The organism is Pseudomonas fragariae (ex Marin et al. 2024), from assembly GCF_059621105.1.
In genome coordinates this window covers 3,176,382-3,192,585 of record NZ_CM184369.1, presented here as the reverse complement: position 1 = coordinate 3,192,585, position 16,204 = coordinate 3,176,382, and the positions used below count along the sequence as shown (strand labels likewise).

1 protein-coding gene is annotated in these 16,204 nt (G+C 62.5%); it reads right to left on the bottom strand.

Annotated elements, in window-relative coordinates; all coding sequences use genetic code 11:
- Positions 1 to 8: 8 nt before the first annotated feature.
- Positions 9 to 16,148 (bottom strand): syringopeptin non-ribosomal peptide synthetase SypA, encoded by a 16,140-nt coding sequence (gene sypA / locus AC54XV_RS13845; protein ID WP_496716927.1) that lies wholly within the window; start codon positions 16,146 to 16,148, stop codon positions 9 to 11.
- Positions 16,149 to 16,204: the final 56 nt, after the last annotated feature.

The window sequence follows — 16,204 nt, the reverse complement described above, 5'->3', positions numbered from 1 at the left end:
GATCATGCTCACAGAACAATCTCCATTCTTTCCGTCGTTGCCGCGTATTCCAAAAGGGTCGGGTGCTCGAAGAGCGACTTGACTTCGGCTTCCAGGCCTTCCTGGCGCATGCGTTCCATCAGGCTCACCGCGAGCAGCGAGTGGCCGCCCAGTTCGAAAAAGTGATCATGTCGTCCAACCTGCGAGACGCCCAGCAATGCTTGCCAGATCTCGGCGATCAGTATTTCTCTCTCGCCTTGCGGAGCTTCATAGCCACGGCTGATCAAAGCGCCCTCGCCCGGCGCAGGTAACGCCTTGCGGTCGAGCTTGCCGTTGGGCGTGAGGGGCAATGCGTCGAGACGCACATAAGCCACCGGGACCATGTAGGCCGGCAACTGCCCCAGCAGCCAGCCGCGCAGGCTGTCGATGGCCGGTTCCGTTTGTGCGGACTGAGCCGTGTAATAGGCCACCAGGCGTTTGTCGCCGGGGATGTCTTCACGGGCGGTGACTACCGCGTCATGCACTGCAGGATGCTTGGCCAGACAGGCGTCGATCTCGCCCAGCTCGATACGGAAGCCACGGATCTTCACCTGATCATCGTTACGGCCCAGGTATTCGATATTGCCGTCCGGCAAGTAGCGACCCAGGTCGCCGGTGCGGTACATGCGTGCTGCTGGCTGCGGGCTGAAGGGGTCCTTGAGGAAGCGTTCGGCGGTCAGGTCATCGCGATTCCGGTAACCCCGTGCCACGCCCGCGCCGCCGATATAGATCTCACCCGCAACACCCAGTGGAACAGGTTGTTGCTGTTCGTCCAGCAAGTAGAACCGGGTGTTGCCCACCGGTTTGCCGATGTGCGCAGCGAAGCCGTCTTCGCGATCCATCGCCACCCAGCTCGAGTAGGTAGTGGTTTCCGATGGGCCATAGAGATTGCACAGGCGCTGCACGCCGGTTTGCTCGAACAGCGCTTCGACCAGACTGCGTTTGAGCGCTTCACCGGCCACGTTGACGGTGTGGACTGACTTCGGCAGGCCGTCCGTCTCCAGCAGCGCCTTCAGCGCCGACGGCACAGTGTTGATCAGCCTGATATCGTCATCCAGATGCTGGAGTTCCAGAACGTTCCTGACGACCTCGATGCTGCCGCCTGAAGTCAGCGGCGCGAAGCATTCGTAGACCGCGAGGTCGAAGTTCAGCGAGGTAGAGAACAGCGTTTTTTCCAGCGCCGAGTTGTTTGTACCAGCGTCGAAAGCCGCGTGCGCCCAGGTCAGGAAGTTCACGGTATTGCGGTGCTCGATCATCACGCCCTTCGGCAAGCCGGTGGAGCCCGAGGTGTAGATCAGGTAGGCCAGATGCGCCGAAGTCAGCCCCGGCACCCGCGGATTCTGGACGGATTCGTCCTGCCAATCGCTCAGGTCAAGATTGATGACAGGTACCGAAACGTCGGCCAGCAAGCCCTGAGTAGCGGTTTGAGCCAGCACGGCTGCCGGAGCGCTGTCCTGCAACATGTAAGCAATTCGTTCCACCGGATACGCCGGATCCAGCGGTACGTAACCGCCGCCCGCCTTGAGAATCGCCAGCAAACCGACGACCATTTCCGCGCCGCGTTCAACACAGATTCCGACTCTGGAATCCGGCTGAACACCCTGCTTGATTAACGCATGGGCCAGGCGGTTGGCCTGCTCGTTGAGCGCGCGATACGTCAGGCGCTGTTTGCCGTGGACTACTGCCAGCGCTTCCGGCGTGCGCTCGGCCTGTGCTTCGAACAAGCCATGAATGGTCTGTTCGTGCGGGTAATCCAGCTCGGTATCGTTGAACCGCACTAGCAACTGCTCGCGCTCGGCAGCCGGCAGGATCGGCAGGCTGTCGAGGGCAGTGTCCGGCGACTGTTCCAGCGCAACGAGCAGGTTTTCCAGCGCTGTCTGCATATACCCGCAAACCCGCCCTGCACCGACCTTGCCGGTTACCAGCACTGATAACCGGAAACCATCGCCCAGGTCATCGACGTTCAAGGTCAGCGGGTAGTTGGTGCGTTCCTCGCCACTGCGCACCTCGATACCGCGCCAGGCCTCAATCGACTCGTCTGAGGGCTCTGCCGCGGCACTGTGACGGTAGTTGAGCAGCGAACTGAACAGTGGCAATGGCGCCGCCACGCCGCTGCAACGCTGCGCGAGCACCAACGGCGCGTGTTCGTGGCCGAGCAATGCAGTGAGCCGGGCATGGGTCGCCCGCACCCCGTCCCGTGCACCCTGCCCGGCCAGATCGACGCGCAGCGGCAAGGTATTGATGAACATCCCCAACGCCCGGTCAGCGCCTTCGCCACTCTGCATGCGGCCCATCAGCACAGTACCGAATATCACTGTTTGCCTGCCCGCTACCTTGCTCAACACCTGAGCCCACGCCAGATGCACCAGGCTCGCGGCACTTACTCCCAACTGGCGGGCCTGGGCACGCAGGCGCAGATTGAGCGGAGCGTCCAGTGTCAGGCTGCTGTCTTCGATATCGCGGCCGTCGCCCTGCACATCCAGCAGGCCGAACGGCAGCGTCGGTTCGTCTATGTCCCCCAGCAGTTCGCGGAAGAACGCTTCATGGGCCTCGCGGCTCACGCCCAGGCGAGCCTGGGCCACATAATTGCGATACGGAATGGCAGCGTCGAGTTGGTCAGCCTGGCCGAGCAAGTGTGCCTGCATGTCATGCAGCACCACCTCCATCGCTGTATGGTCGAGGACCATGTGATGGAACAGCAGGATTGCCACCCAGCGCTGGTTGGGCGAATCTTCGGCGAAGACCACACGCAGCAGCGGTGCCTGGCTCATGTCCAGCCGCGAATGGCGAGGGTCGAAGCGCTGTTGCAACTGATTGATGACCGCGCCGTCGGCCGGGTCGAGTTCGATCTGCTCCAGATGCAGGCGAGCCTGCCGCCAGACGACCTGCATCGGTGTTTCCAGACCTTGCCACAGCACTGCGGTACGCAAGATGTCGTGACGGTCGATCACACTTTGCAAGGCGTCGACAAAGGCGTTCAAACGCTGACGATCAGCGATCTCGAAGAGCGTCTGCAGAACGTACGGGTCGCCTTGTTCGGCAGCCAGATGGTGGTAGAGAATTCCCTCCTGCAACGGTGCCAGCGGGTAGATGTCTTTCACATTACTGACGCCACCCGGCACGCTGGCGACAATACGGTCGATAGCGACCTGATCGAGATCGGCCAGTGGCAGCATCTGCGCAGTGATGCGCGTGCAATCGTCCGGGATGGCATTTTCCGGGACTGTTATTTCACTTCCGCCACCCACCGCTGCAGCCAGCGCTGCCAGGGTTGGCTGGCCGAACAGCACGCGAACGTCAGCGCTCAAGCCGGCCTGGCGCATGCGTTCGATGAGGCTGACGGCCAGCAGCGAGTGCCCGCCCAGTTCAAAGAAATGGTCATGTCGACCGACCTGCCCGACCTTGAGCACCTCGGCCCAGATGGTCGCCAGCAGGTTTTCCACCTCGCCTTGCGGCGCTTCGTAGCCACGGCTGACCAATGCCTGTGCATCGGGTACAGGCAGCACTTTGCGGTCCAGCTTGCCGTTGGCTGTCAGTGGCAGCGCATCGAGGCGCACATAAGCTGCGGGCACCATGTAGTCCGGCAAGCGGGCTTGAAGATGACTGCGCAGGGTTTCGATTTCCAGCGTTTGCTGTGGCTCACGCAGGGTGAAATAGGCGACCAGGCGCTTTTCTCCTGTGTCCTGCCGCGCCAGCAACACGGCTTCGTGTACCGCAGGGTGCGTGGCCAGAACGGCCTCGATTTCACTCAGTTCAATACGGAAACCGCGAATTTTCACCTGACCGTCGTTACGGCCCAGGTATTCCAGATTGCCGTCGGCCCCCCAGCGTCCCAGGTCGCCGGTGCGGTACATCAGCGCACCGTCATGCCCGCTGAATGGATCGGCGACGAACTGTGTGGCGCTCAATTCATCACGGTTCAAATAGCCCTTGGCCACGCCCTGCCCGCCTATGTACAGCTCGCCGGGCACGCCCACCGCCACCGGTTGACGCAAGGCATCGAGGACGTAAACCTGGCTGTTGGCAATCGGCCGGCCGATCGGAATGCCACCGTGGTCTGCCGCAGTGATCTCGTAGGTCGTGGAAAAGGTCGTGGCTTCGGTCGGGCCGTAGCCGTTGAGCAGATGTTGCGGCGCGCCCTGTGCCAGGACTCTGGCGATGACCGCCGGGTCCAGCACATCGCCGCCCACAATCAGGTAGCGCAAGCCCGCAAAGACCTCCATCAGGCCGTCGGCATATTGATGAAACAGGCCGGCGGTGAGCCACAGCACGCTGACCGACTGCGCCAGCAACAGCGCCCGGAATGCCTCCTGCGAGAGTAATACCGACTGCTCGACCACGATCACGCAGCCGCCGTTGAGCAGCGGTGCCCAGACATCCAGTGTGCTGGCGTCGAAGGCCGGATTGGAGGCGAACGCCACGCGATCCTGCCCATTGAAGTCCGCGTAGCCGTTGTCGATTACCAGACGGCAGATGGCACGGTGCGGTACCAGCACCCCCTTGGGCGTGCCGGTCGAGCCGGAGGTATACATGATGTAGGCCACAGAATCGGCGCAGGCCACTGGATTCGGGCTGTCTGCCGGCACCGTGCTCGCTGGCCGGGTGTCCAGGTCCAGACGCTGCGTGCCCGGATCCAGGGTTTCAGTGCTGTAGGTCAGCACCAGCACCGCCTGGCTGTCTTGCACCATGAAGGTCTGACGTTCCTGCGGGGCATTGATGTCCAGCGGTACGTAGATAGCCGCACACTTGAGCACAGCAAGCTGGCTGAGCACCAGGTCGATGGAGCGTGGCAACAGCAGCGCGACGCTGTGCCCCGGCTGCACGCCCAGCTCCAGCAGTTTTGCCGCCAGACGGTTGGCCTGAAGGTTCAGCTCGTGGTAACTCAGAGTCGTCGCATCATGCGCTACTGCCGTGGCCTCAGGCGTGCGCTCAGCCTGAGCCTCGAATAGCGCGTGCACGGTCATCTGCCGTGGTGAATCGGTAGCCGTGGCGTTGAAGTCGACCAGTACCTTCTGACGCTCCGCCGCTGGCAGGATGGTCAGGCTGTTCAGCGGCGCCGCAGGCGTTTGCTCCAGAGCCTGAACGAGTTGCTCAATCGCCGCCTGCATGTAATCGCACAGCCGCTGCGCACCGATATCGGCAGTGATCAGCACCGACAACCGGAAGCCATCGCCTGTATCGTCGACATTCAGGGTCAGCGGGTAATTAGTGTTGTCCTTGGCGTTGAAGGTCTCGATCCCTTGCCAGGCGGCTTCGTACTGCGCCGTCATCCTGGTCTGCGCCATGTGCCGATAGTTGAGCAGCGCGCTGAACAGGGGTGCCGGTGCAGCGACACCGCTGCAGCGTTGGGCAAGCACCAGCGGCGCATGCTCATGGCCCAGCAAGGCGGTCAGTTGCTCGTGAGTTGCTTTTAATCCCTCGACCACCGTTGCGGCGCCGACATCGACGCGCAGCGGCAAGGTGTTGATAAACATGCCCAGGGCGCGGTCGGCGCCATCACCGGCCTGCATACGGCCCAGCAATACCGTACCGAACACCACCTGCTCGCGGGCTGAGACACTGCCCAGCACCCGCGCCCAGGCCAGGTGCATCAGGCTCGCGGCGCTGACGCTCGCCTGCCTGGCCTGAGCCCGCAGACGCTGGTTCAGTTCTGTGGTCAGGGTCACACAGGCCTCTTCGATGTCGCGGCCGCCGTCCTGAACATCCTGTAACCCGAATGGCAGCGTCGGTTCGTCGATATCGCCGAGCATGTCGCGGAAAAACGCTTCGTGTCGGGCATCGCTGACACCCAAGCGGGCCTGGGCAACATAATTGCGATACGGCACTGGCTCGCCCAAGACTGCGCTCTGGCCAAGCAGGTGCGCTTGAACTTCATGCAGCACCACCTGCAGCGAGGTGGCGTCGTTGACCATGTGGTGAAACAGCAGCATTGCCAGCCAGCGGTCGTTGAGCGGGTCGTGGCTGAAGACAATTTGCATCAGTGGCGCCTGACGCACATCGAGGCGGTAATGCCGAGGATCGAAGCGCTGGTGCAATTGCTCATCGACCGGGCCGTCCGCCGGGTCGAGGAACAGCTCGGTGACTTGCAGTTCGGCCCTGCGCAGCACCACCTGCACCGGTTCGTCGAGACCTTCCCACAGCACGGCGGTGCGCAGGATATCGTGGCGATTGATCACGCCTTGCAGAGCGCCGCTGAAATCGTCCAGTCGCGCCCGGTCACATAACCCGAACAACGCTTTCAAGGTGTAGGGGTCACCCTCTTCGGCACTGATGTGGTGATAGAGAATCCCGGCCTGCAAAGGCGCCAGTGGATAAATATCCTGCACGTTCGCCATGCCGCCCGGCACGCTGGCAGCCACCAGGTCGATCTGCGCCTGGGTCAGACTGATCAGCGGCAGCAAGTCCGGGGTGATGTGTTCGCAGCGTTCGGGAATCAGGTTGGCCGGCACTACAACTTCCGTTCCGCCGCCGACCGCCGCTGCCAGCGCCGCCAGAGTAGGCTGGCTGAACAGCACGCGGACATCGGCTCTCAGGCCGATCTGACGCATGCGCTCGATCAGCGTCACCGCGAGCAGCGAGTGGCCGCCCAATTCGAAGAAATGATCATGACGCCCTACCTGCTCGACCTGGAGCACGTCGGCCCAGATCGACGCCAGCAGAGTCTCGACTTCACCTTGAGGGGCTTCATAGCCCCGGCTGATCAGCGACTGCGCATCCGGCACTGGCAGCGCCTTGCGATCGAGCTTGCCGTTGGCGGTCAGCGGCAGCGCATCGAGCTGCACGTAGGCCGCCGGCACCATATAGTCCGGTAACAAGCCATGCAGATGGTTGCGCAGGTGTTCGATGTCCAGCGCAGTTTCAGCCTGCTGCGCTGTGACATAAGCCACCAGACGCTTGTCGCCGGGCACATCCTGACGGCACAGCACCACGGCTTCGCGAACATCGACGTGTTCGGCCAGGCGCGCTTCGATTTCACCCAGTTCAACGCGGAAACCACGAATTTTGACCTGATCGTCGTTGCGACCCAGGTACTCCAGATTGCCGTCGGCACGCCAGCGCACCAGGTCGCCGGTGCGGTACAAGCGAGCCTGTGGGTCGCTGTCGAACGGGTCAGCTAAAAATTTCTCAAGGGTCAGCTCATCCCGGTGCAAATAACCCCTGGCGACACCCTGCCCGCCGATATACAGCTCGCCGGCCACGCCCAACGGCGCCGGCTGGCCTTGGCTGTCGAGCACATACAGGCGAGTGTTGCCCACCGGTTTGCCTATAGGGATCGAGCCATTGTCGACCGAGGTAATTTCGTAAGTCGCGGAGAACGTCGTGGCTTCTGTCGGACCATAACCGTTGAGCAGATGTTGCGGCGCATTGTTCGCCAGCACCCGAGCAATCACTGCCGGGTCCAGCACATCGCCGCCGACAATCAGGTAGCGCAGGCGCGAAAAAGCCTCGCCCAGACCCGTGGCGTATTGATGGAACAATCCGGCGGTCATCCACAGTACGCTTACCGATTGTTCCAGCAGCAGGCGCTGGAAATTCAGTGGCGAGAGCAAATCGTGCTGCCCGATCACCACCACACAGCCACCATTGAGCAGTGGCGCCCAGACGTCCAGGGTGCTGGCGTCAAAGGCCGGATTGGAGGCGAACGCCACACGATCCTGAGCGTTGAAATCGGCATAACCGTTGTTGATCACCAAACGGCTGATGGCCCGATGCGGCACCAGCACACCTTTCGGAACACCCGTCGAACCAGAGGTGTACATGATGTAGGCGACACTTTCGCTGGACTGCGGTAATGTCAGATCAGTGTCTTTCAGACCGTCCAGGGTCAGGCCGTCGAGATCGATACGCTGAGTGCTGGCTGTCAGCGACATCCGGCTGAGGGTCAGCAGGACATGCGCCTGGCTGTCCTCGATCATGAACGTCTGTCGCTCTACAGGCGCGTTGACGTCCAGCGGCACGTACACCGCCGCGCACTTGAGCACTGCCAGCTGACTGGCGAGCAAATCATGGCTGCGTTCCAGCAGGATCGCCACGCTGTCACCCGGCTGCACACCGAGCCCCAGCAGATGCCGCGCCAGGCGGTTGGCTCTGTTGTTGAGTTCGGCGTAGCTCACGGCAACGCCGTCGTGGATCGCCGCGCAAGCTTCTGGGTGCGCACGCACCTGAGCTTCGAACAGGCCATGCACGGTCTGTTGCTGCGGGTAATCCCGCGCGGTGTCGTTGAACGCCACCAGCAGTTGCCGGCGTTCTGTTTCCGGCACCACCGACAGGTCACGCACGGCTGAGTCCGGCGCGGATTCAAGGGCCTCGACCAGATGGCTCAAGGCGGTCTGCATATAACCGCAGATCCGCTGGCCATCGAATCCGGCAGCCACCTGTACGCTCAACAGGAAACCGTCGCCCTGATCGTCCACCGACAGGGTCAACGGGTAGTTGGTCCTTTCGCGTACGCCGAGCACCTGGGTATCCGCCCAACGCTCGCCACCGCTGGCTTCGCGTGCCGGGCTGTGGCGGTAGTTGAGTAGCGCGCTGAACAGCGGCGAGGCTGCGGCCACCGCGCTGCAACGTTGAGCCAACACCAACGGCGCATGTTCGTGGCCGAGCAATGCGGTCAATCGGGCGTGGGTCTGACGCACGGCCTGACGCACGGCGCAGTTACCGACATCGACCCGCAGCGGCAAGGTGTTGATGAACATCCCCAGGGCGCGGTCAGCACCCAGGCCGCTTTGCATACGTCCCAGCAACACAGTGCCGAAGACCACGTCTTCCCGTCCGCTGGCGCTGCCCAGCACTCGCGCCCAGGCCAGGTGATGCAGGCTGGCTGCACTCACCCCCAGTTGCCGCGCCTGAGTACGCAGACGCTGACACAGATCAGCCGGAAGAGCGTGGCGAACCTCCTTGATACCCTGCCCGTCACCTTGCACTTCAAGCAGGCCGAATGGCAGGGTCGGTTCATCGACATCACCGAGCATCTCGCGGAAAAACGCCTCGTGTTGCTTGCGACTCACGCCCAGACGAGCCTGACCCACGTAGTTCCGGTAAGGCATCGCCGCCGGCAGTTGTGCTGCGGTGCCTTGCAAGTGGGCGAGCATTTCTACGCTCATCACGTCCAGCGCGGTGTGGTCAAGGGCAATGTGGTGGAACAGCAGGATTGCCACCCAGCGCTGGTTCTCCGAGTCCTCGGCAAAGGCCAGGTGAATCAGCGGGGCCTGATTGAGATCGAGGCGGTACTCGCGTGGATCAAAACGGCGTTGCAACTGAGCGACGATATCGCCGCCGTCCTGGGCCAGGGTGATCTGCTCCATCGACAGTTCGACCCGGCGCAGAGCCACTTGCAGCGGTTGTTCCAGACCCTCCCAGACCAGCGCCGTGCGCAGGATGTCATGGCGATCGATCATCGCCTGCAAGCCTTCGGCAAAGCGCCGTACGTGTGCCGGGTCGCGCAGGGCGAAGGTCGCTTGCAGCAGATACGGGTCGCCCTGTTCAGCCGCGATATGGTGATAAAGAATGCCTTCCTGCAACGGTGCAAGTGGGTAGATGTCCTGCACGTTCGCCGCGCCACCGGGAATGTCGGCGACAATGCGCTCGATACTTGCCTGGTCCAGCGCGGTGAGGGTCAGCATGTCCGGGGTGATGTGCCTGCAGCCCTCGGGAATGCCATTGGCGGGCACTTCGATCTCGATGCCGCCGCCCACCGCCGCCGCCAGTGCAGCAAGGGTGGGCTGGCCGAACAGGACGCGAACGTCGGCACTCAGGCCAACCTGGCGCATGCGCTCGATCAGCTTCACCGCCAGCAGCGAATGACCGCCCAGCTCGAAGAAATGGTCCTGCCGACCGACCCGCTCCACACTCAGCACTTCGCACCAGAGCGCAGCCAGCGTGGTTTCGGTGTCGCCGAGCGGCGCCTGATAGTCGCGACTGACGAAGGCATCGGCCGACGGCTGCGGCAACGCACGACGATCCAGCTTGCCATTGGGCGACACCGGCAGTTTTTCCAGGTGCACATAGGCTGCCGGGATCATGTAATCAGGCAGCAGTGCCTGTAAATGCAGGCGCAACGGGTCGGCCTCGGGCACAACCTGACCGGCCTGCACGCTGAAGTACGCCACCAGGCGCTTTTCACCGGGAAGGTCTTCGCGGGCCAGCACCGCTGCATCGCGCAAGCCAGGATATTGACCGAGGCGTGCCTCGATTTCCCCCAGCTCGATACGAAAGCCACGGATTTTGATCTGGTCGTCATTACGGCCCAGGTAGACGATCCTGCCGTCCGCCTGCCAGCAACCCAGGTCGCCGGTCTTGTACAGACGTGTGCGTGGGTTGCCGGCATCGCTGGCAGCAAACGGATCAGCGATAAAGCGTTCAGCGGTCAGGTCATTGCGGTTCAGGTAGCCACGGGCGACACACGCGCCGCCGATGTACAGTTCACCCGCAACGCCCACCGGCACCGGACGCATGTGTTCGTCGAGCAGGTAGATGCGGGTGTTGGCCACCGGCTGTCCAATGCTCGGCAAGGTTGGCCAGGTCTGTGGGTCGCCATCCAGGGTCAGCGCCGTGACCACATGCGACTCGGTCGGACCGTAGTGGTTATGCAGGCGAGCGTCGTTCAGACGGGCGAAGAACTGGCGCATCGGTTCGGTGATTCGCAGTTGTTCACCCGCAGTGATCACGTCCTGCAACAGGCACTCAGGCTGTTCGGGTTCGGTGACCACGGCCTCGGCCAACGCCTGCAGGGCAATGCACGGCATGTACAGGCGTTCGATACGTTGCTCGCAGATATGCTCGAACAGGCGGCGGAAATTCAGTCGGGTATCAGCGTGGATCAGCGACAGCTCGCCACCTGCGCACAAGGTGCTGAAGATTTCCTGAAAGGCCACATCAAAACCCAGTGCTGCGAACTGCAAGGTGCGCTGCCTGGGGCGCGAGTCCTCGACACTCTGAGCGATCTGCCACTGCATCAGGTTGACCAGCGGCGCATGGGGCATGGCCACGCCTTTGGGCTGACCGGTAGAGCCCGAGGTGTAGATCAGGTACGCCAGGTGCTGTGCGCCAAGCCCCGCGGGATGCGGATTGGTCACCGGCGCGCGGTCGATACCGTTCTCGGCGCGGGCGTCGGCTTCCAGCAGCAGCACCGGCATGGCGACCTGCGCAAAGCGCTCGCGCAAACCACGTTGGGTCAGCAGCATTTTCGGTGCGCTGTCCTCGAGCATATAGGCCAGGCGTTCTTCAGGGTAGGAAGGGTCAAGTGGCACGTAGCCTGCGCCGGCCTTGAGAATGCCCACCAGGCCGGCGATCATTTCCAGACTGCGTTCCACACAGATCGCTACGCGGTCATCAGCGCCAACGCCTGCAGCGATCAACCGATGGGCAATCTGGTTGGCCCACTGATTGAGCTCGGCGTAACTCAGGCGCTGGTCTTCGTAGGTGACCGCCACCGAATCCGGTTGCGCAGCCGCCTGGGCCTCGAACAGTTGGTGCAGCAGAAGGTCTTGCGGGTAGTCGCGATCGAACGCGTTGAAGTCCTCCAGCAATTGACGACGCTCGTGCGCGGGCAACCAGTCGAGGCTGTGCAAGGGAGCATCGTGTCGGCTGTCCAGCGCGTCGGCCAGTTGCTCCAGTACGGTGTGCATGTAAACGCAGATGCGCCGGGCATCGATTCCGGCCACCGCCTGAACGGTCAGGCCGAAGGAATCGCCGAGGTCGTCCACTGATAGCGACAATGGGTAGTTGGTGCGCTCTTCACCGCCGAGTACCTCGACACCGGCCCAGGTTCTGGTCTGCCCCGCCTGTTGAGGTGTCTGGGCGCCGACCGCGACATGGCGGTAGTTCATCAGCGCACTGAATAAAGGTGTCGGTGCTGCCACGCCGCTGCATCCCTGGGCCAGGGACAACGGTGCATGCTCATGACTGACCAACGCCGCCAACCGTGCGTGGGTGGTGCGCACAGCGGCCTCAACGCCCTGCTCTCCGGCAGCGACGCGCAATGGCAAGGTATTGATAAACATGCCCAAGGCCCGCTCGGCGCCTTGACCACTGAGCAGGCGGCCCATCAGCACGGTACCGAAGACCACATCCTGACGCCCTGACAGGCGCCCGACCACCTGCGCCCACGCAAGGTGATGCAGGCTGGCATTGCTGACGCCGAGGCGCCGGGCATGGGCGCGCAGGCGTCCGGCCAGCTCCGGGTCAACCGGCAACAGGGCTTCTTCCACTCCGCTGCCGTCGCCTTGCACGTCTTGCAGGCCGAACGGCAGGGTCGGCTCGTCAACATCGGCGAGCATGTCGCGGAAAAACGCTTCGTGCTCCTCGCGGCTCATGCTCAATCGCGCCTGAGCCACATGATTGCGATACGGTACCGACGCTGGCAGACGGTTGCCGCGTCCTTGTCTGAACGCCTCGATCTCTGCGCCCAGCAGGGCCAGCGAGGTGGCGTCATCGATCAGGTGATGGAACAGCAACACCGCCACCCAGCTTTGGTTGACGGGATCTTCGGCGTAATGCAGGCGCATCATCGGTGCCTGATGCAGGTCCATGCGTATCCGTCGTGGATCGAACTGTGCCTGCAACTGGGCCGCGACATCACCCTGGTCCGGGTGCGGCAAAAACGCCTCGACCCGCAGCCGTGCCTGACGCCAGACCACCTGCACTGGCTCGTCGAGCTCTTCCCAGGCTACCGCCGTGCGCAGAATGTCGTGACGGTCAATGACTTGCTGCAAGGCCTCCGTGAAGTCCAGCAACTGCTCGAAGCCATTGAACCGCAACAACGCCTGCAACAGGTACGGATCACCCTCCCCACTGGACAGATGGTGGTAGAGGATGCCCTCCTGCAACGGCACCAGCCCATAGATATCCTGCACGTTGCTCACCCCGCCCGGCACTGCGGCGACCACACGGTCGATTTGTGCCTGGGTGAGCCGGGCCAGGGGCAGCATGTTCGGCGTTATACGCTGGCAATCGGCGGGAATCCTGCTGGCTGGCACCTGCACGTCTGTGGTCTTGCCGCTGGCGGCCGCCAACGAGGCCAGGGTCGGCTGGCCGAACAGTACGCGCACGTCGGCATTCAGACCGATGTCGCGCATGCGCTCGATCAGTTTTACCGCCAGCATCGAATGCCCACCCAGTTCGAAGAACTGGTCATGTCGGCCTACCTGCTCGACGCCCAGCAGCTCTACCCACAATGTGGCCAGCCTGGTTTCCACCAGGCCCTCCGGCGCCTCATATTGACTCCGGGCAAAGGCCTCGGCAGTTGGCACCGGCAGTGCCTTGCGGTCGAGCTTGCCGTTGGCGGTCAGCGGGAAAGCCTCCAGGCTGACAAAAGCGCTCGGCAGCATGTGCTCGGCCAGCGATAGACGCAGCTGTTCACGCAACCAGGTAGCGTCCGGTTCCTGCCCGGCGGTGCCGATGACATAGGCCACCAGACGCCGGTCGCCCGGTTCGTCTTCACGTACCACAACCACGGCATCACGCACGCCTTCGCAGGCACTCAATCGGGCTTCGATCTCGCCCAGCTCGATACGGAAACCGCGAATCTTGACCTGTTCGTCGTTGCGCCCCAGGTATTCCAGGCTGCCGTCCGGCAACCAGCGACCCAGATCGCCAGAGCGGTACATCCGCGCACCGGGCGCCGAGGCAAACGGATCGTCGAGAAAGCGCGTCGTGTTCAATTCATCGCGATTGAGGTAGCCACGCGCCACACCTGCCCCGCCGACGTACAACTCGCCGACTGCACCCGGTGGCAGCGGATGGCCATAGGCATCCAGAAGGTACAGCTGAAGGTCAGGAATGCGTTTGCCGATCGGGCTGGCGCCAACGCGCTGGGCGTCTTCGGGCTGCAACGGGTAATAAGTCACATGCACCGTGGTTTCGGTGATGCCGTACATGTTAACCAGTTGTGTTGAGGCGTTGACTTTACGGGCGTACCACGGCTTGAGCATCGCTGTTTCCAGCGCTTCACCGCCGAAAATCACCTGGCGCAGCGAATGCACCTGCTCTTTGTCGCCCTGGGCCGCAATCAGCTGGCGGAACGCACTCGGCGTCTGGTTGAGCACCGTGACCCCGGCGCTGCACAGCAGGTTATAGAAGTCTTCGGGCGAGCGACTGACCAGTTGCGGGACGATCAACAGGCGCCCGCCGTGCAGCAGCGCGCCCCAGATTTCCCAGACCGAGAAGTCGAAGGCAAACGAATGGAACAGCGCCCAGACATCCTGTTCATTGAAGCCGAACCACTCTTCGGTGGCCGAAAACAGCCGTGCAACATTACGATGCTCGACCATCACGCCCTTGGGCAGGCCGGTGGAACCGGAGGTATAGATCACGTAGGCAAGGTCGCTGGGCCTGACCGATACCTGCGGATTGCAGGCGCGCTCGTCCTGCAAGTCGACATCATCGAGATAGATCAGCGGCACATCCGACACCGGCAATGCCGGCTGTACTGACTGCTGGCTCAACAATGCTACCGGCGCACTGTCGCCGAGGGTGTAGGCCAGACGCTCAAGCGGGTAAGCCGGGTCCAGAGGCACGTAACCGGCGCCGGATTTGAGGATGCCCAGCAGGCCGATAATCATTGCCGGGCCGCGTTCGACGCAGATGGCCACGCGATCGTCAGGGCGTACCCCCAAGGCCAAAAGACGATGGGCAACCTGATTGGCACGCGCGTTGAGCTCGCCGTAGCTCAGGGTCTGCTCTTCGAACACCAGTGCAGCGGCGTCCGGGCGTTCTGCGGCGCGAGCTTCAAACTGCTGGTGAATCGTCAGGTCATTGGCAAAATGTGGCTGACCGGCATTCCACGTCTGCATCTTGAAAGTGTCGGTCATGCCGGTCAGCGAGAAGCCATGCACAGGCAGGTGCGGGTTCGCCAGCCCCTGCTCAATGACGTGCTGCAAGCGTTCGGCAAGGGGGGCGATTTCGTCGTGCTGAAAATATGCCTCGTTGTAGATGTAGTGCAGTCGCGATTCAGCCTCGTAAGCGTTGGTGCGCAAATGGATGGCCAGCGGCGTCTGTTCGTGATTGTTCGAAGATTTGACGGCGTGGGCGGTTGCCTGGCCGAAGCGCAGCAGGTGATTGTTGCGCTCATAGGAGAACGTCAGATCGAACAGTTGCGTGCGCTCGGCACGGCGTAATTCAAGCAAACGGTTGAGTTCGCTGACCGGAAAGCGCTGGCTGCGGTAATCCTGCTTGACCGCCCGGCAGATGCCCTGGACCAGCTCGGCGAACGGCAGGTCGACACTGAATTTCAGACGCACTGAGCTGAGCTGGGTAAAGAGCCCGAGGGTCTTTTTGTAGCTGGCATTGGGGCGATTGAGGATCGGCAAGCCGATAACCAGTTCGTCACGCTGATAGGCGCGGGTGAAGTACACGTACAGCACGGCCAGCAAAACATGGAACGACGAGGCGTTCAGGCTCAGGGCCAGGTCGTCGATCTGCTGTTCCAGGTCACGGGCCAGACCGTAGCTGAGGTGGCCGCTGCGGCTTGGTGCTTCGTTCTGAATCTGAGCCGGACGCGGGCGTGGCACCAGCAAGGGCTCGGGGATGTCGCGGTACTTGTCCAGCCAATAGGTTTGATCGAGGGCAAAACGTCGCGATCCGCGATACTGGCTGTCGTCCTTGATGAAGTCGACATAGGACGGTGCCGTCAGATCGGGTGTGTGCTGATCGTGCAGCGCGTTGTAAAGCTCACTGAGCGACGCGCAGAGCCCGTCGATGCCCCAGCCGTCGAGTGCAATGTGGTGGGCGTAAATCATGCAGTAGAAGCGCTGTGCTTCGAGCTTGAGCAAATGTATACGGAACAGCGGTTCGCCATCGAGACGGAACGCACGCTCAAGCTGACGCTGCATCCAGCATTCGGCAGCCTGAAACGGATCGTCCTGCCCTTGCAGGTCAATCGGTGTGACCGGCATCGGCATGCTCGTGGCGAAGGCCTGCAGCGGCACGCCCTCCTCGTCACGCTGGTCGAGCAGGACCATGCGCAGGGCGTCGTGTTTTGCAATCAACAGGTCCACGGCTCGCTGGAACAGTTCGTAATCGAGGGCGCCGTCGATCTCCAGATGGCCGCCGATGTTGTATAACGGCGAGTCGCCCTGGGTCATCTGATCCAGCCAGATATTGCGTTGGGCAGCGGTCAGGGCAAGTGCCATACATTTCTTCTCGCAAAGGGGCGGCCTCGCCGCGCGCAAAAGGCGGCGGCAGCCGG

Bases quoted from the DNA above. Each gene is read 5' to 3' on its own strand.
- sypA (WP_496716927.1), bottom strand. From the start codon at position 16,148: ATGGCACTTGCCCTGACCGCTGCCCAACGCAATATCTGGCTGGATCAG.